The organism is Corynebacterium sp. MSK039 (genome assembly GCF_030232315.1).
Lineage (GTDB): Bacteria > Actinomycetota > Actinomycetes > Mycobacteriales > Mycobacteriaceae > Corynebacterium.
The window spans coordinates 173,753-196,326 of record NZ_JASPJL010000004.1; the positions used below are offsets into that span (position 1 = coordinate 173,753).

Consider the following 22,574-nt stretch of genomic DNA (forward strand, 5'->3'; position numbering starts at 1 on the left):
GCCTAGAGCCAGCGCTGCAGAACCTCGGCGACCCCGTCGTCGTCGTTGCTGGTGGTAACCACATCCGCAGCGGCCTTGACCTGGTCCTCCGCGTTGCCCATCGCGACCCCGAACCCCGCCCACTCGATCATTTCCAGGTCATTGGGCATGTCCCCGAAGACGACGACGTCCTCCCGGCGGATCGGTTCCGTCCCAGGTGCCGCCTGTTCGTTGAGGTGCGCTATCAGCTCCTCGATGGCGCTGCGCTTGGTCACGCCCGGCGCGGAGAACTCCACCAGCCCACCGCCCCAGCTGTAGGACATGTGGGTCAGCTCGGGGTCGATGTGGTCGGCAAGGGCGTCGTAGATCTGGCGGGAGGTGACATTCGGGTTGCGGCCCAACAACTTCACGGCTGGCTGGGAGATGACCTCGTCCACGGGGCAGATGAGGTGTTCGTCGGACTCCCAGGCGTGGGTGAAGTCCGGCTCCACCACGTAGAGCTCCTCGGCGCGGTCAAAGGCGCTGGCACCGGCGCGCTCCACCCCGAAGCCCACGCCGGGGCCAGTGGGGGTCTGCGGGGCAGACTGACGGCCGAAGAGGTACTCCGGCAGGTGGGTCGGCAGGTGTCGGGTGTGCTCCAGGGAGGTCTCGACGATGCTGCGCATGTCCTCGGGCGAGAGGGTTTTCGCGCGGATGATCTCGTCGCGGGCGGAATCATAGGTCACTGCACCATTGGCGCAGATGCACAGCGGGCGGATCGGGAGCTGTTCCAGCACCGGCAGCATCCAGCGGGCGGGCCGGCCGGAGGCCAGGGTGAAGATCGTCCCGCTGGCGGTGAGCCGGCGGACGGCGTCCCGCAGCCGCGGGGAGACGCGTTCCTTGCTGTTGAGCAGGGTGCCGTCGATGTCGCTGACGATCAGCCGCGGCTGGCTCATTAGTTCTTCCGGCCCTGCTGAGCCTGCTGCTCGCGCTTGCGCTTGCGTTCCGCCTGGTCGGCACGGTCCTGGGCGGTGGCCTCCTCCAGGGTGGGGGCGGTGCCGCCAAAGCGGGCCGGGACCCAGGCCTCGCCCTTCGGCATGGGGCCGTAGCGGCGCACGTACTCCTGCTGGGCCTCGTCCAGCTGAGCCTTCATGGCCTCGTGGAGCCGCTCGGTGGTCTCGATGGAGTCCTCGGTAACCTCCACCGGCTCGCCGACGCTGATGACCAGCTTGGCGTTCTTGGGTCGGAGGTTATTCTTGCCGCCCTTGGTCCAGATCCGCTGGGAGCCCCAGATGGCCATGGGGATCAGCGGGGCACCGGAGTCGCGGGAGATGATTGCCGCCCCCTGGCGCAGCTCCTTGACCTCGAAGGAGCGGGAGATCGTCGCCTCTGGGAAGATCCCCACCAGCTCGCCGACCTTCAGCCGCTCGATGGCCTCGTTGACGGAAGCCTGGCCGTCTGCACGATCCACCGGAATGTGGCGGCACGCCTCCATCGGCGGCTTAGCGAACTTGTTATCCCAGATCTCCTTCTTCGCCATGAAGCGCACCAGGCGCTCGCCGCGGAAGTGGGCGGGGATGCCACCGTAGACGAAGTCCCAGTAGCCGGTGTGGTTCACCGCGAGCAGCGCCCCGCCCTCAGCGGGGATCCGCTCATGGTGCATCACCACCACCTCGAGGCGCTGGATGTAGCGCATCAGCAGCTTCGCCGCCCGAATGATGATCCGGCCGTACACGAGCTCCTGGGATTCCGGGTGCTTCGGGGTCTCCACCCCCTTGCTGGTCAGGGTGAAGGCCGAGTCGGTCCACCGATCAATGGAGAAGATGGATCCCACGCGGGATAGGAGTGCCGGGAGCTTAGCCATGGTCGTGATCCTCTGCTATGTGGGAGCCCCGCCGCAGGAGGACGGGGCTGTAGTGGTGGGGTTCAAGTGGTGCGAGTCAGTCGTGCGGGGCGCCGTGGTTCCGGGCCCTTGAACTACACAACCCTTGGGTGACAGGGCCAGGGCCTGGCGGCCTAGTTCTTCGGGGTCAGGACATCCTTGCCCACGAACGGACGCAGCGCCTCCGGGACGACGACGGAGCCGTCGGCCTGCTGGTGGTTCTCCAGGATGGCGACGAGCCAGCGGGTGGTCGCCAGGGTGCCGTTCAGGGTTGCGGCGACCTGCGTCTTGCCGTCGGCGTCCCGGTAGCGGGTCTGCAGGCGGCGGGCCTGGAAGGTCGTGCAGTTCGAGGTGGAAGTCAGCTCGCGGTAGGTGTTCTGCGTCGGGACCCAGGCCTCGGTGTCGAACTTGCGGGCAGCCGAGGAGCCCAGGTCGCCGCCGGCGGTGTCGATCACGCGGTACGGGACGTCGATCGCCGCGAGCATATCCTTCTCCAGCTGCAGCAGTTCCTGGTGGATCTCGGTGGCCTGCTCCGGGCGGCAGTAAACGAACATCTCGAGCTTGTCGAACTGGTGCACGCGGATGATGCCGCGGGTGTCCTTGCCATAGGAACCGGCCTCGCGGCGGAAGCAGGAGGACCAGCCGGCGTAGCGCTTCGGTTCGTCCAGGTCGATGATCTCATCGGAGTGGTAACCGGCCAGGGCGACCTCGGAGGTGCCGACGAGGTACAGGTCGTCCTCCTCCAGGCGGTAGACCTCATCCGCGTGGGCGCCCAGGAAACCGGTGCCGCCCATGACCTCGGGGCGCACAAGCACCGGCGGGATCATCAGCTGGAATCCCTTCTCGGTGGCCTTGCGGGCGGCCAGCTGCATCATGCCGAGCTGCAGCAGCGCACCGTCGCCGGTGAGGAAGTAGAAACGGGAACCGGAGACCTTCGTGCCGCGCTTCATGTCGATCAAGCCGAGGGACTCGCCGAGCTCCAGGTGATCCTTCGGCTCGAAGTCGAAGGTGGTCGGCTCGCCGACGTGCTCGAGGACCACGAAGTCCTCCTCGCCACCGGCGGGCGCGCCCTCGACGACGTTCGAGATCTGCATCTGCAGGTCGTAAAGCGCCTGCTCCGCGTCGCCCTGGGTGGCCTCCAGGTCCTTGACAGCCTGGGCCTTCTGCTTGCCTTCCTCGCGCAGCTGGGCCTTCTCCTCATCGGAGGCGGCGGCCATCTTCTGGCCCATCGCCTTGGAGAACGCCTTCTGCTCCGCGCGGGCCTGATCGGCCGCGGAAATCGCCTCGCGGCGCTGGCGGTCGGCCTCCAGCAGCTGGTCAACCAGTGCTGGGTCCTCCCCACGGGTACGCTGAGATTCACGAACGAGGTCTGGATTTTCGCGCAGGAGCTTGAGATCAATCATGGCTCCTAGCTTAGCTATAGTGGTGGGATAAAGTTTCCTCCCGCACCGCCGTCGCCGAAGAAAGTGAAACATGAGTATTAGTCACGCCACCTGGACTCGCCGGATGCGCAGCGTGACAGTCATGACCCTGGCAGCACTGTGCGGTGGCGTCGCCGCCGGCGCCTACACTTACGCCGCCGACAGCAACGCCGGACCGACCATCGCGCCACCAGCCAACGAGGCCGAGGCCCCCGAGGTTCGCGTCGCCGCGTTTACCAACGCGGACACCGGCCAGTGCGTCAACTGGACCCGCACCCCGAGCGGACAGAACACCGACTTCCTCACCGTTGACTGCAAGAAGCCGCACCGCTTCGAGGTCTCCGCCCGCGAGGACCTGCGCACCTACCCCTCCAGCGAATTCGGCGCGAAGGGCGCGCTGCCTGATGTGAAGCGCCAGGCCGAGCTCAGCCAGGAGCTCTGCGTCGGCCCCACCATGCGCTACCTGGAGGGCAAGCTGGACCCGAACGGGCGCTACACCATCTCCCCGATCCTGCCGCCGGAGTCCTCCTGGGCGGAGGGCGACCGCACCATGCTGTGCGGCGTGATGGTGCAGGACGCCGAGGGTAAGTCCGTCGAAACCACCGGGCTGGCCGCCGAGCAGGACCAGTCGCGCGTCTACGAGCCGGATACCTGCGTGCAGGTGCAGGGCCGCTCCACCCGCGTGGTGCCGTGCAGCGAGGACCACACCTGGCAGGTCACCCACCAGGTGGACCTGGGCAAGATCTTCAACGGCGACGAGTGGCCCGACATCAAGCGCCAAAACGACGCCCTGAACAAGATCTGCACCGAGCAGGCGGAGAACTACATGGGCGGCGAGGAGAACCTCTACCAATCCACGCTGACCCCGTTCTGGACCACCCAGCCGGAGGAGTCCTGGGTCACCGGCTCCCGCCAGGCGAACTGCGCGCTGATCGCGACGGAGGGCGATGGCTTCGCCACGCTGAAGGGCGACGTCCGGCAGCAGTTCACGGTCAACGGCAAGCCGCCGAAGACCCCGCCGAAGCGTCTACCGAAGCGCAGCGAGGCGCCGGCCCCGGCCCCGGAGGACGCTAATGCCGAGGGCAACCCGGCTCCTTAAGCGCGAACCACGAGCGAAGGTGATTGAGCATTGAGCATCGAGGTCAGCGAAGAGGAGTTCGAGGAACTCGTCGACCAGGGGCTGCGCCGCATCCCACGGGAACTACTGGACAACGTCGATAACGTCGCGATCGTCACCGAGGACTATAACCTCGACTCCCCCAGCATCCTGGGCCTCTACGAGGGGGTCGCGCTCACCGAGCGGACCAGCGAATACACCAGCGCACTGCCGGACAAAATCACGATCTACCGGCTGGCGCTGCAGGATGTCGTCGATACCCGGGAGGAGCTCGTCGAGCAGGTCGCGATCACCGTCATCCACGAGCTCGGCCACCACTTCGGCATCGACGACGACCGGCTCCACGAGCTCGGCTGGGGCTAGCGGGTTTAGCTGGGTTTAGGCCAGCTCCGGGACGCCGAACGGGCCCCACTCGGTGACGCGGAAGCGGCCGCGCACCCCGTCCCGGAACTGCTCGTCCACAGCCTCCGCGACCTGCTCCAGCAGCTCGCCGAAGTCCTCCGGCAGAGCGATGGAGACCACCTGCCCATTCGGCAGGTACGCGCGATAAGCGAACTCCGGATCGACCGCGCCCAGCCAGGTGGCGACGAGGCGGATCACGGCGCCGTGGCTGACCAGGACGGCGTCCGCGTCTTCGGCCTGCGCCGCTGCGACGACGGCGAGGGCCTGCGGCAGGTAGCTGGTCAGCACCTCGGCGCCGGAGGAACCACCGGGGACGACCTTGTCGATCCGACCATGCAGCCAGTCCCCGAGCAGTCGGTGATAGAGCTCGTGCGAGTCCTCGTCGTTCTTCATCTCCATGTCCCCGGCCGGGATCTCGGCCACACCGAAGACGGAGGCCAGGGAGCCCGCGTGCTCGCCCGCCAGCTCGACGGCGGCGGTGTCGGCCAGCCCGGCGAGTTCGCGGCCCCGGAAACGCTGGAAGCCCTCGGCGAAGCTGCTGCCCGGCGCGGCCGCGGCGATGGTCCCACCCTCGGCGGCGAAGGCCGTGGCCAGGCCTGCTGCGGTCTGTTGGGCACGTGCGGCCTGAGAGGAAAGGACGTGCACGCGGTCGCTGGCGTTGCGCAGGTAGCGGCCCGCGGCGCCGGCCTGCTCCCGGCCGAGCGTGGTGAGGCTTGCGCCTGGCAGGGCGGTATCTAGCGCGTGGATTTCATTGGACGTGGTCTGGCCGTGGCGGACCAGAAACAAGCGGGTCATGTTCTCGCTTCCCTCTCTCAAGCCCGGTGGTCTTCTGCGGGATTCATCATATCGGCCAGCCACCGCTCGGAGGGGCCGTCGTCCGGGGTTTCGGCAGCGACGTTGCCGAGGATCTCCACCAGGTGTTCCTCGTCCACGCCGCGCGGGGCGGTGGCCAGTGGCCAGGAGCCGAGGTAGCGGATCCAGGAGCTCTCCCGCTGCAGCCCCTGCAGGGCAGCGGCGACGGCGGAGTCCTCGATATGGCCGATCATCTCGATGTGGAATACGTAGGTGCCCAGCAGCTCGCGGGTGGGCCGGGAGCTGATTCGGGTGAGGTTCACCCCGCGCAGGGAGAGTTGCTGCAGGGCGTAGATCAGGCTGCCGGGGCGGTCGTGCTGGGCGGTGAAGGCCACTCCGGTGCGGTCGTGGCCGGTCCGCGGTGCGGGCGGGACGGGGCGGGAGACCAGGGCGAAGCGGGTGAAGGCCTCGGCGACGTCGGCGACGTCCGTGGCGATCGCTTCCAGCCCATAGATCTCGAGGGCGCGCAGCGGGGCCGCGCAGATATCGGCACGCCCCTCGGCGACGGCCTGTGCCGCGGCGGCGTTGGAGGGCGCCGGGCTGAACTGCACCTCAGGCAGGTTCTCGGACACCCATTCGCGCACCTGAGCCTCGGCAACGGGGTGGGTGCTGAACACGGGGGCCGCCCCGCCCTCTTCGGCGCTGGCGGCACTGCGGAAGCGCTCAGCCTCCCCGGCGCGCACGCCGATCGCGAAGCGGATCGGAACCAGCAGCTCGGCGAGGATCTGCACGCGGTCGCCGGTGACCAGGGCGTCCTCGGCCTGGGCGACGGGGCCATCCACGGAGCTCTCCAGCGCGATGACGGCGTAGTCGGCCCGGCCTTCACGTAGCGCACCGAGCGCCTCGGCCGGGCTGGTGCGAGGCTCCAGTGTGGCGGCGCTCTCGGGGTCGGTGCCGACCGAGCTGGCGGGCACGCCGGGCACCTGGCCTGCGCGCAGGAACTCGAGCGCAGCTTGCTCGGTGAACGTGCCCCGCGGGCCCAGGAAAGCGATGGTGGGAGTGTTGCTCATGGCCCCGATACTAGTGGGCTACATCACGGGGGTGGGCGGGGCCGGCGGGTAACCTAGCCGGTGTGACACAGCTCAGCCCCACCCCCGATACTTTCGCCCAGCGGCTCGCGGCAGTGAGCCAGCAGACCGGACTTTCGCCCGCGCAGCTGGGGGTGGCGCGGGTCTATGACCGGCCGCACGTCGATGAAGCGCGTAGCGCCTCCCACCTCAACGGGGAGGAGCTGCTGGTCAAGGACACCCAGCAGGTCGCGGGCGAGTGGGTGACGATGGGCAACGCGCGTCAGGGCTTCCGCGCCAACCACAGCGATACCGCGGTGGAGAACCTGCTCGCGACGGGTGCACGTCTGGTTGGGGCGAGCGCGAGCGCGGAGTACGGCACCAGCGCCTATACCGAGCCCGTCGGGCAGGAGGCCCCGGTCAACCCAATTAGCCCGTCGATGATGACTGGTGGATCCTCGGGCGGGGCTGCGGCGGCGGTGGGCCACGGGGTGGCGCGGATCGCGCACGCGACGGACGGGGGTGGCTCCATCCGGGTGCCAGCGGCCTGCTGTGGGCTGGTGGGGCTCAAGCCGGCGCACGATACCTCAGTGGGTGGATTCAATCCTTCCGCCCACGGCTACCTTGCGGACTCCTTCGCGAACACGCGCAAGGCCTATCAGCTGCCCCGCACCCAGCCGTGGGGCCTACGGGTGGGCTATACGAATCAGCCTTTCCACCACCACTCCCGGGTGGATCCCGCGATCGCCGCAGCCACCGCAGGGGCCACTGCGCTGTTAACCAACGGGGAATCGGTGGCGGAGGTCCGCCAGGCACCGCAGCCCTATGACCCGGCGAATTTCGAACTTTTCGCGACCGTGCTCTCCACCCGCTGCGCGGAGCTGCCAGAGCCACTCTCGGAGCTCACGAGCTGGCTCAAGCGGCAGGGCGCGGGTGTGCCCCGCTGGCGCCGTGTGGAAATGGAGCGCAGCATCCACCGGATGCGTCAGACAGCGCTTCACCGTTGGTCGGCAGCGGGCTTGGATGTCGTCGCCACCCCGATGCTGGCGTGCGCTCCCCCGGCACCGGGCGCGTTCTCGCGGCTGAGCCCGCGACTGAACTTCTGGGCGCAGACGGCCTGGACGCCGTGGGGCACGCTGTGGAACCTCTGCGGCTGGGCATCGGTCACGGTGCCGCTGGTGGACCCGGCCCGGGTACCGGGCCGGTGGCCGATCGCGCTGCAACTCGGCGCGGTGGGCGACCGTGTGAGCGCGTCAGACCTTTTGGCTTTGGGCGAGCAGGTGCAGGCCGCCGCGGCGGTGCTTCCGGTGGAGGGCCTTTCACTGGCCGAGCCCGGTGACCTGGGTTCCCTGAACTACGAGCCCCGCCCCGGCGCGGGCAACCACAGCGCTGGGTGCGACTGCACAGCGGAGCACAGCCACGAGCCCTGCGAGCAACGGCAGCCATGAGTGCCGAGCTCCTCCCCCGCGACCGGCGAGCCCTGCGCGTCGAGCTCGCCCTCCTGCTGGCGGTCACTTTCGGCGCCTCCGGTCTGCGCGCGACGCTACGGCTGGTCGAGGCCCTCACGGATCCCACCCCGCTCAATGAGCAGGAGGCCCTGCTCAACCAATCCCAGTCCCACCTGGCGTGGCTGGATCCGGCTTTTCAGCTGATCACCTCCGGTGTGCTCCTGGCATGGGGTGGACTGGCGGCTTTCCTCCTGCTGAGGCACCTGCCGCCCCAGTCGGCTGAGCACCCGCCGTCCCGAGCTGGCCTGCGCCTGCGGATCCGCGCCAAGGACTGGCCCCACGGGGCGGGGCTGGCCGCACTCATCGGACTGCCGGGCCTGGCGTTCTATGCGCTGGCGGTGCACCTGGGCGCCTCAAAGGTCGTGGTGCCCTCCGGGTTGGGCGAGCACTGGTGGACGCTGCCCTCCCTGCTGCTCAACGCCTGGGCCAATGGGGTGGCCGAGGAGCTGATCGTCGTCGCCTGGCTGGCAACCCGGCTGCGGCAGCTGAACGTGCGCTGGCCCGCGATCTTCGCGGCCTCGGCCCTGCTGCGGGCCAGCTACCACCTCTATCAGGGCCTATCCGCGGGCCTGGGTAATGCGGTGATGGGGCTGGTCTTCATCGAGTATTTCCGCCGCACCGGCCGGGTCTGGCCTCTCGTCATCGCCCATGGGCTCCTCGACACGGTGGCTTTCGCGGGCTATGCCCTGGGCGGCGGTGGCCTCGTGGGCGTCGGCTAAGTGGGAACCAGGCTGCTAGGCTTAAGGGCCATGCGCCCGGAGAATACTGCAGGCCAGAAGGCCGAAAATCCCCTTCCTGATCAGGCTGACCCCTTCACTCAGAACCAGTCGCTAAACCCGGAGGCACTTGCCTCCATCATCGCCTCACTCTCCACGAGCAGCCAGGACTATCTGAAAGCTATTTGGAATCTCCGGGAGTGGAGTGCGAACCCCGTGACCGCCAAAGCCCTGTCCTCCCAAGTCGGGGTGCGCCTGTCCACGGCCTCGGATGCAATCAAGAAGCTCCGCGAGCAGGGATTCGTGGATCATGCCCCCTACGGGGAGGTTACCCTCACCGACGTGGGGCGCCGGGTCGCTCTCACAATGGTGCGACGCCACCGCCTGCTGGAAACCTTCCTGTTCAACACGCTCGGTTACCGCTGGGATCAGGTCCACGCGGAGGCGGAGAACCTCGAGCACGCGGTCTCCGATTTCCTGGTGGAACGCCTCGCTGACGTGCTGGGCAATCCAGCTACCGATCCGCACGGGGATCCGATTCCTTCCGCCGATGGTCAGGTCGCGATGCCGGACGCCACCCCGTTGACCGCCTTAGCTCCGGGCGAGCTGGGCCAGGTGGTGCGGATTGCCGACGATAACTCGGAACTGCTGCGGTTCTTTGAGTCCCAGGACCTGGGGGTGGGAATGCAGGTCAGCTGGGATCAGGGCGCCCCCTTTAGCGGCTCAGTGTTGGTCCAGGTGACGGGTAAAAAAAGCTTTCCCCTCGGCGAAGACGCTCTGGGGGCAATTTGGGTGTTGCGCCCAACCAGGAACTAACTACCGCGCGGGGATCTTAGGTCAGGCGGGGGCGGGTACCGAAGATCGGTGGCGGACCAACAGCCATGCTGGCCTCGAAGAAGCTGGAAACTTCCTCGGGGTGAGCCCCACTCTGCAGCCTTAAAAAGAGAGAGAACAAATGCAGAACATCTCCCACCACCTCATCGGGAGAGGCAGAGCTATCAATCAACTCCTTGGCCTCAGCGTGATTGCCGTCGTGAAGAAGTTCTGTGACGGCGATGCTCTCAATCCAGGAACCGTGGCGTTGTACAGATGGATGTTCTCTCATTAGTTTCACCTTCTTTTTCGGCGGTGCTGGCACTGAAAATGCGGTAGAAACCCCACTCCAGAGTGCCGCAATCCCCGGGTGAGGATTGAACGAAGTGCTCCCCTTCGACGGGGTATCTCCACGACACAAGCATAAGTTCGACGCACCGTAGTTACAACTTGGTCGCGTGGTATCTTTTTGTTACGTCGGCATGTATTATGGGGCCATGACTTCGACGTCCACACCTGGAGCAGAAGAAGAAACCCCAGATCTTCTGTACTTTTCCAGCGCTTCCGAAAACACCCATCGCTTCATTCAACGCCTGGAACGCCCCGCACTGCGCATCCCCTTGAGACCCAGGCTCGAAGGCATGATCCGAGTCAACGCCCCCTACGTTCTTCTGCTGCCTTCCTATGGCGGCGGAGCGCTCAATGGGGCCGTACCCAAGCAGGTGATCCAGTTCCTCAACATCCCAGAAAACCGTGCCCTAATCAGGGGAGTAATCACCAGTGGGAATACCAACTTTGGGGAGCATTACTGCATCGCTGGTCCTGTAATCTCCCGCAAATGCGGAGTACCGGAGCTCTACCGTTTCGAGCTCCTCGGCACCGACGAGGACGTCGAGAAGGTTCGCAATGGACTGGACGCCTTCTGGGCGCAGCAGGGCAAAGAAAACGCCTAATACATGCAACCCCCCCAGAAACGACAGAAACGATTAAACCCACCCCGACCAGCTACAAGGAGTTCAATGAAGAAAACCCTAGAAAGCTCAATCACCCCGCCCAAGAGTAAAACCGACCTGCACACCCCTATCCGCCCCATCAACTGGAACCGAGTGCAGGACGAAAAAGACCTCGAAGTCTGGCTCCGACTCACCGCGAACTTTTGGCTGCCTGAAAAGGTACCCCTCTCCAATGATCTGCCGGATTGGAACAGACTCTCTGACCTGGAACGAACCCTCACTATGCGGGTCTTCACCGGATTGACCCTACTGGACACCATGCAGGCCACGGTCGGCGAAATCAGCCAGATTCAGGATGCCCTCACCGAACACGAGGAGGCCGTCTACACCAATATCGCCTTCATGCAGGCAGTCCACGCCCGCTCCTACTCCAGCGTTTTCTCCACCCTGTCCAGCACGCCCGCAATTAACGACGCCTACGACTGGGCGGTCAAGAACGAGGTTCTGCAGACCCGCTGCCGCAAGGTGCTGGTGCACTACTTCGGCGAGGATCCGCTGAAGCGGAAAGTCTCGGCCACGCTGCTGTCCTCCGTGCTGCTCTACGCCGGCTTTTACCTGCCGCTGCACTTCTCCACCCGCGGGGTGCTGAGTAATACCGCGGATATGATCCGCCTCATCCTGCGAGACAAGGCCGTCCACGGCTACTACTCCGGCTATAAATTCCAGCGCGGCATCGAACGCCACCCGGAGCGGGCGGCGGAACTCTCCGATTTCACGCACGAGCTCCTTGAGGAGCTCTACCAGCTGGAGTTGGAGTACTCCACGGAGCTCTACGAACCCTTCGGCCTCATGGCGGATGTAGAACGCTTCGTGAAATACAACGCGAATAAAGCTCTGATGAACCTGGGCTACACCCCAATCTATCCCGGCTCGGAAACGAACGTCAGCCCAGAAATCCTCTCGGCGCTGACCCCGGGCGCGGATGAGAACCACGATTTCTTCTCCGGTTCCGGATCCTCCTACATCATCGGCATCGCCGAGGAGACCGAGGATGCCGACTGGCAGTTCTAGGCGCGGCATCCGCCACCCAAGCGGAGAACGCGCCCCGCCCCGACGCCCCCAAGAAAAAGAAGAACACCCCAAGAACAGAAAGGGAGACAAGAATGTCCTCTCAGCACACCGTCAGTGTCCTGGTCGGGAGCTTGCGCGCAGGCTCCTTCGCTCGAAAAATCGCGAAGCAAGCCATCACCTTCTTCCCCAAAAGCTGGGACGTAAAGATCGTGGAGATCGGCCACCTACCGCTCTATAACTTCGACTACGACGACCCCGCCGTCACCGACCTGCCCGTTCCCGAGGCATACCGCGAGTTCCGAGAAATCATCAAAAACTCCGACGGCATCCTCTTCGTCACCCCGGAGAACAACCGCACCATCCCCGCCTGTCTGAAGAATGCGGTAGACATCGGCTCCAAGCCAAATGGGGACGTCGCATGGAAGAACAAGCCAGCCGGCATCATCAGCCACTCCGTGGGACGCATGGGTGGCTATAGCTCTCAGAAGAACCTACGCCTCGCGCTCTCCTATTTCGACATGCCGACCCCGGGGCAACCGGAAGTCTTCCTTGGCCAGTCCCCCACCCTGCTCACCGAAGACGGAAGCTTCAATAACGAAGCCACCCGTGATTTCGTCGCAGGCTACGTGCAGCGCTTCGCGCAGCTGGTGTCGGAGACTGCGGCGTAACTCGCCGCACTGCCCGGATCTGGCCGGATCTGGCCGCTGGTTGTCGCCCACGGGCTCCTCGACACGGTGGCTTTCGCGGGCAATGCCATCGCCCGCGGTCACCTCAACTTGGAATGGCTGGGACTGTAGTTACCAGTGTTGCTGGCGGTGCGCGTGACCACATGGCAACGCTCCCGCTAAGATGTCCCCATGAACTCACGCGATGAATACGCCCGCGACCGGGATGGCAGGATCCTGACCGACCGTTTCGGCCGCCCGGTGCGTCGTCGCCCCGCGCCTGGTCCCGCGTCGAACGCGACGTCCAGCACTCCCGGACCAGGTCAAAAGCCCGCGCCGCCGCGTTACGTCCGCTCGAATATTCCCGACGCCGCCGGCCAGCACCGTTCCCCGGCACCGGGATCCGAACACGGTCGCCACGAAAGGCCCCAGCACGCAGAAAAGAATCAGCGCGCCGAGCGGCTCCAGCGCCCAGAGAGGGCCCCACGGCGCGAGAGGATGCAGCGACCGGAGCCGCCGCGCTACCGGCAGGCCCCACCGGCCGGTACGCAGCGACCACACGATAGCCGCGGGGGCTACGCACCGCACCCGGCCGCAGCTCCGCAGCAAGGCGCGTACCGCCCGGCACACCCGGAGGCCCAGCCACGTGGCGCGTACCAGCAGTCCCCGCGCCCAGCCACCGCCCGGCCGGAGGGGCACCGGCAATACCCGCAGCCCGCGGGCGGGGCGGGCCGCGGCGCCGACTGGGGCGGCCCCGTCCGCCAGCCGCAGCGCATGGAGCCGGGCCGTGGCCGCCCCCGACGCACAGGCCGGACCCGCGCACCACGGCGTCGCCTCGGCATCCGCCGGGTCCTGATGCTCCTGCTCGCGCTATTCCTGGTGATCGGCGGCGGCACGCTGCTGTGGGCGGATTCCCAGCTGCAGCGCACGGAAGCTCTCCAGAACTACGAGGGCCGCGTAGGCGGAACCGCGGGCACCAACTGGCTGCTCGTCGGCTCGGACTCCCGCGCCGGACTGGATCAGGAGACCGCCGATCGGCTTTCCGCGGGCATGCTCGATGAATCGGAGGGCCGCACGGACTCGATCATCCTGGTGCACCTGCCGCTCGTGGGGAAGGCCACGATGATCAGCCTGCCGCGCGATAGCTTCGTCAACATCCCCGGCTACGGGGAAAATAAGATCAATGCCGCCTTCGCCCTCGGCGGCCCCGCGCTCCTGCAGCGCACGGTCGAGGAGGCCACGGGGCTGCGGATCGACCACTACGCGGAGGTCGGCTTCGCTGGCTTCGCCAACGCCGTGGACGGCGTGGGCGGGGTCGAGATGTGCCTCGAGGAGCCTCTCGATGACCCGATGGCGGGCATCAACCTGCCCGCCGGCTGCCAGGAGCTGGATGGGCCGAATGCCCTGGGCTATGTGCGGTCCCGCTACGCCTCGGCGGGCGGCGACCTGGACCGCGCGGGCCGCCAGCGTCAGCTGCTCTCCGCGCTGAGCAAGAAGATGCTCTCCCCCGGCACGCTCTTCAACCCCTTCCGCCTCTTCCCCACGGTCAGCGGCGTCGCCTCATCCCTCACCGTGGACAAGAGCGATCACATGTGGCACCTCGCCCGCCTCGGGGTGAAGATGCGCGGCGCGAAGCAGGAGGTCGTTCCGACCTCGGGCAGCGCGGATAACTACGCGGGCAGCGTCCTACTCTGGGACCAGGCCGCCGCCGAGCAGCTGTTCAGCAGCCTGCGCTAAGCCAGGCTAAGTCCCCGCGCCCGCAGCGCGCCGCACCCGCGGTGCGCATCCACCGCGAGGGCCAGCATGGGTAAAAAGCGGGGCCGGGGAGCCCCGTCAGCGGACTCCCCGACCCCAGCCCCAGCAGGGGCTTAGCGAATCGTGACCTCGCGGGACACGATCGTCTGCTTCGCCTTCTGCTCCTCCGGGGTGAAGCGGCCCGAGTCATTAGCCAGAGCCTCGGCGATCTTCTTATCGAGCGCCTCCAGGCCCTTCTGCCAGACCTGCGGCTCCCAGGAGTTATCGAGGTCCCACACCGGAACCATCACGCCGTGGGTGCGGAACACGCCCGCGAACTTGGAGCCCTCGCCGAGGTTCAGCTCGCCAGCAGCGTGGACGCGAGCCAGCGCATTGAGCAGCTCGTTCTCATCCTCCGGGCGAACCCAACGGATGTGGGCGCGCTCGCCCGGATCAATCCACCAGGCAGCGCCCTTGATGTCCGCGCGCACCTTCTCAGAAGGAAGGACGGAATCGTTGGCGCGGCGCAGCGTCGCCGCGACCTGCGGGTTGTCCTGGTGCTCCTCGGTCAGCCACCAGTTGAAGTCCTGCTCGACGACGATCTCCTCGTCGGCCTTCGGGTCCAGCAGGTCGGTCAGCTCCGGCTCGTTGCCATCGGCCACGCCGACCTCGAGTGCCGCGCCCGGCTCGGCGGTCTTCATCCAGTTCAGCGCGTACGCGAGGTCACGGTTCGGGTTATCGCCCGGGCGCTGCGTCTGCAGCGCGACGAAGCCCTCGCCACCGTCTTCGGCAGCACGGCGCATCGCCGCCACCGCGCCCGGCAGGACGGTCACGAGAGACACCGGGAAGTCGATCCCCTCGACCTCGATCTTCACGCGGGCGGAAGGTACGAACTCCTGCAGCGCGATGAGGTCGGACTCCATCGTGAAGCCCGCGTACGGACGGGCGTCCCGCTGCAGCTTCGCGCGCTCCGCGGCACGGGCAGCGAGCTTCGCCTGGCGGCGGCTCATGCCCTCGGGCAGGTCTTGATTCTTCTTATTTTTCTTAGCCACGCTGCTGATTCTAACCTGCCCTGCGGACAAGCCCCTACCCCACCGCAAAACTAGGCCTGACCCGCGCCTCCGCCGGCCGAGTTTTGCAGCCAGCCCGCAGCCTCCCCGGGGCAGTTTGTCGCCACCCATCGGGCCCCTCGCTGGGCGATCCACCGCAGCTGCTCCGCCTGGTCGACCGTCCAGATGTAATCCGCCGGAGCACTACCCCCCTCGCCCCGAAGGCTCGCCATCGCCTGCTCGATCGACCACCCCGCGTGCCTCGCGATCCCCGATCCCCGCAGCAGCGGCCGCGCGGGCGGGTGGTACTTCCGGCGCAGCTGGATGCGCTCTACCTGCGGGTTGATCTGCCGGGAGCGCCACAGCGACCAGCTGTCGAAGCTGATCAGGTAGATCCCCTCCCCACCAGCCAGCCCCGCAGCCGCCAACTGGCGGTGCATCTCCGCCTCCACCTGCAGGCTCCGGACATGTGGGTGCTTGGTCTCGATGAATAGTTCGGGTTTGCCAGCCTCCGCGCTGTGCCGCATATCCTGCAGAAATTCCAGCAACTCTCGCAGCTCCAGCACACCGGCCGGCTGGGTTGACGTCCCAAAATTAAGGGCCTTGAGTTCCGCCAACGTCATGCGGGATACCGCCCCCGTCCCGTCAGAGACGCGGTCCACGGTGCGGTCGTGGATGCAGACCGCGTGGCCGTCGCGGGTGAGCCGGATATCGCACTCGTATCCATCCGCACCCTGGGCGGCCGCGAGCTCGTAAGCGCCGATCGTGTGTTCCGGGCGGTGCTTGGACGCACCACGGTGGGCAATGATTTTCACCTCGTGCTGCACGCCTCCTTTTCTACCGGATTGTGCGCCGCGTTTTGTCTCGCGATTGTTCCGCGCTTGCTCCACGCGTGTTCCGCGCCCTGCCCCACGCTGAAACCGCGTCGTGCCCTCGGCCTCCCACCGCGCGCACCGCACCCGCGCTCTCGACCCCACGAAGCCGCCGGGTAATCTTGGGTACGTGCACGAAGCAGCCCCTACCCCGAATGTCACGGACACCTCGCTGGTGTTCGAAGGCGGAGCCATGCGCGTGGTCTTTTCCGCCGCGCTCGTGGAGGCCTTGCTGGAATCGAATGTGAACTTCGCCCACGTCACGGGCAATTCCGCAGCGACCTCTCACGTGGCTAATTACGTTTCCCGCACCACCGACCGGATGCGCAAGACCTTCACCACCTTCCCCTCCGACCCGAATTTCGGCGGTTGGCGGGCCTGGCTGCGCGGGGATGGCTTCTTCAACGCGGGCTATATCTACGGCGAGGCCGGCATGCCGGGCCAGCCGATGGGCATGGACTGGGAAATTTTCGATAGCTCACCGGTGCAGTACCGCATCTCCGGCTTCAACGCGCTGACGGGCGAGACGAAGCACTGGGGCCGGGAGTCGATTCACAGCCCGGAGGACTTCCTGCTCCGAGCCCGCGCGTCTTCTTCCCTCCCGGTCTTCATGCCGGCCACCGAGGTCGACGGGCAACCGTGGTTCGACGGTGCGTTCGGCCCCACCGGTGGCATCCCCATCGACGCCGCGATGCAGGACGGTTACGACCGCTTCCTCGTGATCATGACCCGCACCCGGATGTACCGGAAGTCCGCGGCGGGGCGCGCGCTGTGGCTGCTGCGCCGTACGCACGGGCAGTACCCGGCGCTGCTGGACTCCATCGCCGACCGTCACGTGCGTTATAACGAGACTCGGGATTACCTCTTCGAGCTGGAGAAGCAGGGTAAGGCGTATCTTTTTATTCCTGAAATCATGAATATCAGCAATCAGGACCGCAATCCGGTGAAGCTTTCTCTGGCCTATCAAGAGGGCCTTGAGCAGGCACGACGCGAGATGCCGGCCATCAAGGAATTCCTCGGCCTTTCCTAGAGCCCTTCCCGTGGCACCGCTGTTTGCCTCTTTCTTTAATGACGTCTCACCCTTGCAAGGCCCCGGGTTTTTCGCCACAATTGGTTACTAACGGCCAGGCGGGAATAAAAGTACTGGTTCGGCCGTTCGTAATAATTAGAACCTTTTCAAAAGAATTCGGAAGGACTGATTGAACAATGGCTAAGTACACGCTGCCTGAGCTCCCATACGCATACGACGCACTGGAGCCACACATCTCGGCCGAGATCATGGAGCTGCACCACTCCAAGCACCACAACACCTACGTGCAGGGTGCTAACGCCGCTCTCGAGGCTATGGAGAAGGCACGTGAGGAGGGCGCCAACCCGGATCAGATCCGCGCACTGTCCAAGAACCTTGCGTTCAACCTTGGTGGCCACACCAACCACTCCATCTTCTGGAAGAACCTCTCCCCGAACGGTGGCGGCGAGCCGACCGGCGAGCTGGCTGAGGCTATCAACCGCGACTTCGGCTCCTACGAGAAGTTCAAGGACCAGTTCTCCTCCGCAGCGCTGGGCCTGCAGGGCTCCGGCTGGGCTGTCCTGGGTTACGACCACATCGGCGAGCAGCTGGTCATCCAGCAGCTGACCGACCAGCAGGGCCAGACCTCCATCAACCTGACCCCGCTGCTGATGCTGGACATGTGGGAGCACGCCTTCTACCTGCAGTACAAGAACGTCAAGGCTGACTACGTGAAGGCAGTCTGGAACGTCTTCAACTGGGAGGACGTCGCCGAGCGTTTCGCTGCAGCGAAGAACTAAGTCTGACTCACAGGCTTAACTCTTAAAGCCTGCGGGCTTTGACCGGGTGGGTTCACGGGAGACCGTGGCCCGCCCGGTTTTTCTTTGCGTTGGTGGTTCCGCCACCAGCTGCGCTTTCGCCAACGGACTTGCTCCGTGCCGGGGCTGGGCCCGGCGGCCGGAACGCTTAGCCGAGCACGCCCGTCTGGCAGCTCACGCCGTTCGGCCCGTGGTTGCAGTAGCCGTCCGGGTTCTTCGCCAGGTACTGCTGGTGCTCATCCTCCGCGAGGTAGAACTCACCAGCCGGGGTATCCGCCAGCAGCGCGACCTCCGTGGTGATGGGGCCAAAACCGCGCTCAGTGAAAGCCGGCTGCCACGCCTCGATAGCCTGCTCCGCCTGGGCGAGCTGCTCCGTATCCAGGGCATACACCGCACTGCGGTACTGCGAGCCCACGTCATTGCCCTGCCGGTCGCCCTGGGTGGGGTCGTGGTTTTCGAACATGATCCGCAGCAGCTCGGCGGCACTCACCCGCTGCGGGTCGTAGACGATGCGCACGGCCTCGGTGTGGCCAGTACGCCCGGTGCAGGTTTCGCGGTAGGTCGGATTCGAGGTATATCCGCCGGCGAAGCCCACGGCGGTGGATTCCACACCCTCCGTAGCCCAGAACAGGCGCTCGGCTCCCCAGTAGCAGCCCATACCGACCACGATCTCCGCCTGCCCCTCCCGCCAGGGACCGGTGAGCGGCGTGCCGAGCACCACGTGTGGCTTCGGATCCGGTAGCACCGGGTGCCTTCCGCCTGCCAGCGCCGTCTCCGCGGTGACCCGCGGCGCCCGGTACGCGCCGGCCGTGTTGAGGGCCTTCATTCTTTCGAAAAGATCCACTTCAGCGTGCTCCTCGTGCTCATGGGGCTTGTTTACTGCCTATTCCACCAGGCTGATGCCCGGCGCGCCACGGCGCAACCAGCCGCGCACGGTGCGGGTGGCCACGCAGTCGTCCGCGTTATAGCGCTCCAGGGTCCGCCGGGAGATGTCGGCGGTGCGCCCGCCGGTAGCGACGGCCACCTCGAAGAGGTCCACCGCCGCCTTCCCGTCCACGCCCTCCTGGCTAAAGTGGAAACCCGCCAGTGGGGCGATCGTCTTCAGCCCCAGCGAACCGGTCCCCAGCAGCCCGCGGGAGACGTACTCGAAGACGTCCCCGAACTCCGGGGACTGGATGAATTCGTTGACCTCTGCCAGGGTCGGCATCCGTACCTGGCGCTGCCCGCCGTCGGCGCTGGGGCTACCGTACTCCTGGCCACCGTAGAGCCGGGCGTAGTGGCGCAGCCAGTAGAGCTCGCCCTGTTTGGCGTAGACCCACATCAGGAATCCCCGGCCCTCGGCGTGTGCGCGTTCCCGGCGCCACATGAGCCAGTCCCACATCTCTGCGACGTGGCGGCCCTCATCCCCCGTCCGGCTGAAATCAGAGAAGGCCACGTATTGGTGGCCGTCGAAGGTGCCCCAGAGGAAGGTTCCACGGCTCGGGTGGGCCTCCATGTCCACGTCGATCTCCACTGGCTCCTGGTCCTGCGGGAGGACCAGCGGCCCGCGGTACCACTGCTGCACCGGCCGTCGGATGGCCACCTCGGCGCGCATCCAGGCCGCAGCCAGAGCGCTGGCCTCCCCCGCCCCGCCGGCAGCGAGCGCGGGCAACGTATTGATGCCCTTATCCCGCCACGGCCGGTTGCGGTCCCCCGGCAGCAGCAGCGAAATGTCCTGCGTCTGGAGCAACTGAGCACGGCAATGATTGTGGAACTCGCAGGTCTGGCACTCCTTGACCCGGGAGGGCGCTGTTGGGATGGGCTCGGAGAAAGCCGCGAATAACCCGGGGTACAAGCGCTGGGCGTCGAAGAAGTAGCAGCGGGAGCCATCGGGCTCCGCGCCCGAACTGCGGCCGATGATGCCCACGTCGGAGCTGGCGAAACCCCAGCTCAGCAGAATCATATTCGCCATCCCTAGGCGCTGGGCATCGCTGGCCACGGTGCGGTGGCGCAGCGTCGTTGCGGCGGGCTTCCCCAACCCGAGTGCATCGACGGAGACGACGCGGCAATCCGCGCGGTGGCGGTTCTTCGCCGGGCGGGTCGCATTGTGCCCGGTGATGATGACTGGCGCGTAGGCCGCGGTCTCGAGCGCCACCCCGGGGTCCATGCGCACAAGCAGGTCCACATGAGCTTCGATCCCGTCGTGCTCGAGGGCCGGGTTGAGGATCAGCCGATCCCCGCGCGCCAGCGCCTCCAGGGTCTCCTCCACCGCGTTCTCGCCGTCAGCGATCTCGCTGCGGGTGGGGCGGAGCTTATCGCCGATCCGGGGCGCGGTGGGCAACTGGGCAAAGACGTAGGAGCGCCGGCGCCACGCGGAAATCCGGCTCGCGACACGCTCGGCGAGGTGCTCCCAATCGCTGTCCAAGTACAGGCGGGTGGTCTGGCCGCCCAACGCCCGGCGCAGTAGCGCACGGTGGCGGCACCCAACCACGTCGGAGGGGCTGAGCCCCGCCTGCTCGGACAAGAAGTAACTCACAACTGCCCTAGCTTAGCCGGGGAGCACCCCTGCGGCCGAAGCGCGGAAAGCCGCCAGCCTACGACTGCATCCGCCCCACCCCGGTATTGCCCCGCGGGTCGCCACGCGTTCGCTAAAGTGGTGGGAAGTTAGCCATTTTTCCCAAGCCTGGCGAGGGCTTGGCGTGTGTGTACCGCGACTAATCGCATTAATGAGGAGAATCATGGGTCTATTCAAGAATCTGCGGAAGCGCCGTATCGAACGCAAGGCTGCGTTTAAGGCCGCAAAGACTCGGGCCAAGGTGGATGCCAAGGAGGCCGCGAAGCTGGAGAAGGCTAAGGAGAAGTACCTCCGCAAGACCGCCAAGCAGGTGCGCAAGCTCGACGCTAAGGAGCTGAAGAACCGCCGTAAGCACGAGGAGCAGATGGCGAAGGCGTCCATCGAGCAGCTCAAGGCCGGCCGCTTCAACTCCCGCAACGTGCTGCGCTTCATTGGTGCCTCGCGCGTCGCTGCCCCGGTGGTGGTTCCGCTGGTGTATCGCGCGCTAACCCAGCTGCAGGGCAAGGGCACCGTCACCACGCAGGCTCGCGGCGCTGCTGCGTCTGCGCTGCGTTCCTTCCCAGCGGACGGCGCCCCGCAGCGCGCACGCATTAAGCAGATCCAGAAGTCCGTGGACAAGGGCGTGCCTTCCGGTTTCGCTAAGGACGTCAATGACCGCATGGATGTTCTGATCGAGGCTATTGATAATGCTGGCTCGATGGGCGAAGATCAGCGCAAGCGAGTTCTGGAATCCGTATCTAAGGAGCTCGATCTCGTCGAGGCGCAGATCGCCACCAAGCGTGGTTAGCAACCACGTGATCTTGGCTACTTATTAGCCGCTTTCTTCGGCCATTCTTTAATGGCCATTTCTTTCTAATCGAATATTGGGTAGCATTTCTTTCAAATCCCTAAATCATCGATTCAGGAGTTGCTGCACACAATGGCACGCAAAGAGATCACCCAGTATTTTGACGATATCGATAACGCGCCGCTCGCCGCGGAGGACGTTAATGTCGTGGAGTTCGCCGTTGATGGTGTGACCTACTCGATGGACGTCTCGACCGCGAACCGGGAGAAGTTCGAGGAAGCGCTCGCTCCCTATATTGCAGTCGCCCGCCGCGTTCAGCGCACCAATGCCCGCCGCGCGCCGCAGAGCACCAATAGCCCGGAGCGCAACCGAGCTATCCGCGAATGGGCACAGGCTAACGGCCTTCAGGTTTCCGACCGCGGCCGCATTCCGCAGAATATTGTCGATCAGTACGACGAAGCCCACTCCTAAAGCACACTTCGTGAAAATGCGCTGTGCGCACTAGAATTTCGACCATGGCGCTTTCTACCTTTCGCTTTTCTCCAGCCCGCCCCGTCGCGCGAGCCAGCGCAGCTGTTCTGCTCATCGGCTCCCTCGCGGTGGCGGGCTGCTCCGCAATTGGTGGCGATAAGCCGGAGCAGAGCACGGAAGCCCAGCAGTCGAAGGACGGCCTCCTGCCCGGCGAGCCGGTCCAGGGCGTGAAGGGCACTGAACTGCCCGTCGATACGCTGCCCGCACCGGTGGGGCAGGGCGACTCCGAAACCCGATGCCCGTATCTCGACGGGGAGTGGCTGCAGACGACCACGGGCCAGCGGTGGACCGCCACGGGCCTCGACGGACGCTTCGATCCGCCGGCGTGCGTCTTCTGGTCCTACGAGGACGTCCCCCAGGCACAAGTCATGGTGCGCCACATGACCACGAACAAGGACGCCGTCGCCGTCGTCGACCACGCTGCCCCGGTGGACTCCACCCTGAAAGCGCTGAAGCCCGAGGGCTGGAGCGGTGGCCGCAGCGGTGGCAAGGACGGCGAGGAGGCCGTCTACGCTGTGTGGAAGGACCAGACCGCGGTCGTCGTCTTCACCGCCCAGGAACAGTCCCTCAAGGCGGAGCAGATCGCCACGGAGACGATCAAGAACCTCAAACTCTAAGCCGGCGCGCCCACCATCCTCGAACCCCGGCCCCGGCTGGGCCCGCGGGCGGCCATGCGCTTTTCGGCCAGAGGCCCACTTAGTCCACGGCCACGCTCGTCCACGGCATCATCGGGCCGATATACGGGAATACGACCTCCATCAGCAGGAGGAAGATGGCGACCAGCACCACGAGCGTGATGATCAGCTTCACCCACCACGGGCCGGGCAGCATTCTCCAGAGTGCGGCGTACATGGT

General features: G+C 66.0%; 25 protein-coding genes. 14 read left to right on the plus strand and 11 right to left on the minus strand.

What is annotated here, in order from left to right:
- Window positions 1–2: 2 nt before the first annotated feature.
- From QP997_RS04940 to serS, 3 genes are all read right to left on the minus strand, one after another.
- Window positions 3–914: an HAD family hydrolase gene (locus QP997_RS04940; RefSeq protein WP_284846413.1), complete on the minus strand. Its 912-nt coding sequence runs from the start codon at window positions 912–914 to the stop codon at window positions 3–5.
- Window positions 914–1,822, minus strand: a complete 909-nt coding sequence (locus tag QP997_RS04945; protein WP_284758442.1) for a lysophospholipid acyltransferase family protein — start codon at window positions 1,820–1,822, stop codon at window positions 914–916. Before QP997_RS04945 ends, QP997_RS04940 begins: the two co-directional genes overlap by 1 nt.
- 152 nt (window positions 1,823–1,974) lie before the next feature.
- Complete coding sequence (serS, locus tag QP997_RS04950; protein WP_148811507.1) at window positions 1,975–3,243, minus strand: serine--tRNA ligase; 1,269 nt, start codon at window positions 3,241–3,243, stop codon at window positions 1,975–1,977.
- A gap of 70 nt (window positions 3,244–3,313) precedes the next feature.
- Between serS and QP997_RS04955 the strand changes: the two genes are divergently transcribed.
- Together QP997_RS04955 and QP997_RS04960 are read left to right on the plus strand one after the other, a co-directional pair.
- Window positions 3,314–4,360, plus strand: a complete 1,047-nt coding sequence (locus QP997_RS04955) for a septum formation family protein (RefSeq protein WP_284846414.1) — start codon at window positions 3,314–3,316, stop codon at window positions 4,358–4,360.
- Window positions 4,361–4,390: 30 nt separating this feature from the next.
- The gene (locus tag QP997_RS04960; protein WP_015381123.1) at window positions 4,391–4,741 is read left to right on the plus strand and encodes a metallopeptidase family protein; all 351 of its coding nucleotides are present in this window, start codon (window positions 4,391–4,393) and stop codon (window positions 4,739–4,741) included.
- A 15-nt stretch (window positions 4,742–4,756) separates the two neighbouring features.
- Here QP997_RS04960 and QP997_RS04965 read toward each other — a convergent pair whose 3' ends face one another.
- Complete coding sequence (locus tag QP997_RS04965) at window positions 4,757–5,575, minus strand: histidine phosphatase family protein (RefSeq protein ID WP_284846415.1); 819 nt, start codon at window positions 5,573–5,575, stop codon at window positions 4,757–4,759.
- 17 nt (window positions 5,576–5,592) lie between these two features.
- Window positions 5,593–6,642, minus strand: a complete 1,050-nt coding sequence (gene pheA, locus QP997_RS04970; RefSeq protein WP_284846416.1) for a prephenate dehydratase — start codon at window positions 6,640–6,642, stop codon at window positions 5,593–5,595.
- A 62-nt stretch (window positions 6,643–6,704) separates the two neighbouring features.
- Between pheA and QP997_RS04975 the strand changes: the two genes are divergently transcribed.
- From QP997_RS04975 to QP997_RS04985, 3 genes are read left to right on the plus strand one after another with little or no spacing between them, the layout of a single operon-like run.
- A complete protein-coding gene (locus QP997_RS04975; protein ID WP_284846417.1) occupies window positions 6,705–8,087 on the plus strand; it encodes an amidase family protein in 1,383 nt (460 codons plus the stop codon).
- A complete protein-coding gene (locus QP997_RS04980) occupies window positions 8,084–8,866 on the plus strand; it encodes a CPBP family intramembrane glutamic endopeptidase (RefSeq protein ID WP_284846418.1) in 783 nt (260 codons plus the stop codon). The genes QP997_RS04975 and QP997_RS04980 overlap by 4 nt, the downstream gene beginning before the upstream one ends.
- Window positions 8,867–8,896: 30 nt before the next feature.
- A complete protein-coding gene (locus tag QP997_RS04985) occupies window positions 8,897–9,679 on the plus strand; it encodes a metal-dependent transcriptional regulator (protein WP_070758484.1) in 783 nt (260 codons plus the stop codon).
- Between the two features lie 16 nt (window positions 9,680–9,695).
- Here the strand turns inward: QP997_RS04985 and QP997_RS04990 are convergent, their stop codons facing one another.
- Entirely contained in the window at window positions 9,696–9,968 is a 273-nt protein-coding gene (locus tag QP997_RS04990; RefSeq protein ID WP_012359396.1) for a hypothetical protein, read from the minus strand.
- Between the two features lie 205 nt (window positions 9,969–10,173).
- On the opposite strand from QP997_RS04990, the gene nrdI reads away from it, so the two are divergent.
- The 4 genes from nrdI to QP997_RS05010 all read left to right on the plus strand — a co-directional run bounded on the left by nrdI (window position 10,174) and on the right by QP997_RS05010 (window position 14,102).
- A complete protein-coding gene (gene nrdI / locus QP997_RS04995) occupies window positions 10,174–10,629 on the plus strand; it encodes a class Ib ribonucleoside-diphosphate reductase assembly flavoprotein NrdI (protein ID WP_317209580.1) in 456 nt (151 codons plus the stop codon).
- Between the two features lie 66 nt (window positions 10,630–10,695).
- A complete protein-coding gene (gene nrdF / locus QP997_RS05000; RefSeq protein WP_083317315.1) occupies window positions 10,696–11,700 on the plus strand; it encodes a class 1b ribonucleoside-diphosphate reductase subunit beta in 1,005 nt (334 codons plus the stop codon).
- Between the two features lie 92 nt (window positions 11,701–11,792).
- Window positions 11,793–12,368: an NADPH-dependent FMN reductase gene (locus tag QP997_RS05005; RefSeq protein WP_284846419.1), complete on the plus strand. Its 576-nt coding sequence runs from the start codon at window positions 11,793–11,795 to the stop codon at window positions 12,366–12,368.
- Window positions 12,369–12,557: 189 nt separating this feature from the next.
- On the plus strand, window positions 12,558–14,102 hold the full coding sequence (locus QP997_RS05010; RefSeq protein WP_284846420.1) for an LCP family protein: 1,545 nt from the start codon (window positions 12,558–12,560) through the stop codon (window positions 14,100–14,102).
- Window positions 14,103–14,233: 131 nt separating this feature from the next.
- Here QP997_RS05010 and QP997_RS05015 read toward each other — a convergent pair whose 3' ends face one another.
- A complete protein-coding gene (locus tag QP997_RS05015) occupies window positions 14,234–15,151 on the minus strand; it encodes a DUF5926 family protein (protein WP_284758430.1) in 918 nt (305 codons plus the stop codon).
- Window positions 15,152–15,201: 50 nt separating this feature from the next.
- Entirely contained in the window at window positions 15,202–15,975 is a 774-nt protein-coding gene (locus QP997_RS05020) for a glycerophosphodiester phosphodiesterase (protein WP_284846421.1), read from the minus strand.
- Window positions 15,976–16,150: 175 nt separating this feature from the next.
- Between QP997_RS05020 and QP997_RS05025 the strand changes: the two genes are divergently transcribed.
- The gene (locus QP997_RS05025; RefSeq protein ID WP_070758721.1) at window positions 16,151–17,050 is read left to right on the plus strand and encodes a patatin-like phospholipase family protein; all 900 of its coding nucleotides are present in this window, start codon (window positions 16,151–16,153) and stop codon (window positions 17,048–17,050) included.
- 176 nt (window positions 17,051–17,226) lie between these two features.
- The gene (locus QP997_RS05030; protein WP_284846422.1) at window positions 17,227–17,829 is read left to right on the plus strand and encodes a superoxide dismutase; all 603 of its coding nucleotides are present in this window, start codon (window positions 17,227–17,229) and stop codon (window positions 17,827–17,829) included.
- Window positions 17,830–17,995: 166 nt separating this feature from the next.
- On the opposite strand, the gene msrA is transcribed toward QP997_RS05030, so the two are convergent.
- Window positions 17,996–18,691: a peptide-methionine (S)-S-oxide reductase MsrA gene (msrA, locus tag QP997_RS05035; RefSeq protein ID WP_284846423.1), complete on the minus strand. Its 696-nt coding sequence runs from the start codon at window positions 18,689–18,691 to the stop codon at window positions 17,996–17,998.
- A gap of 39 nt (window positions 18,692–18,730) precedes the next feature.
- Window positions 18,731–20,362, minus strand: coding sequence for a TM0106 family RecB-like putative nuclease (locus QP997_RS05040; protein WP_284846424.1), 1,632 nt, complete (start codon window positions 20,360–20,362; stop codon window positions 18,731–18,733).
- A gap of 202 nt (window positions 20,363–20,564) precedes the next feature.
- On the opposite strand from QP997_RS05040, the gene QP997_RS05045 reads away from it, so the two are divergent.
- The 3 genes from QP997_RS05045 to QP997_RS05055 all read left to right on the plus strand — a co-directional run bounded on the left by QP997_RS05045 (window position 20,565) and on the right by QP997_RS05055 (window position 22,336).
- Window positions 20,565–21,188, plus strand: a complete 624-nt coding sequence (locus tag QP997_RS05045) for a DUF6474 family protein (protein WP_070758253.1) — start codon at window positions 20,565–20,567, stop codon at window positions 21,186–21,188.
- 132 nt (window positions 21,189–21,320) lie between these two features.
- Complete coding sequence (locus tag QP997_RS05050; RefSeq protein WP_284846425.1) at window positions 21,321–21,659, plus strand: histone-like nucleoid-structuring protein Lsr2; 339 nt, start codon at window positions 21,321–21,323, stop codon at window positions 21,657–21,659.
- 44 nt (window positions 21,660–21,703) lie between these two features.
- Window positions 21,704–22,336 (plus strand): DUF2020 domain-containing protein, encoded by a 633-nt coding sequence (locus QP997_RS05055; RefSeq protein ID WP_284846426.1) that lies wholly within the window; start codon window positions 21,704–21,706, stop codon window positions 22,334–22,336.
- Between the two features lie 79 nt (window positions 22,337–22,415).
- Here QP997_RS05055 and QP997_RS05060 read toward each other — a convergent pair whose 3' ends face one another.
- A complete protein-coding gene (locus QP997_RS05060) occupies window positions 22,416–22,571 on the minus strand; it encodes a hypothetical protein (protein ID WP_168167034.1) in 156 nt (51 codons plus the stop codon).
- Between the last annotated feature and the right edge of the window lie 3 nt (window positions 22,572–22,574).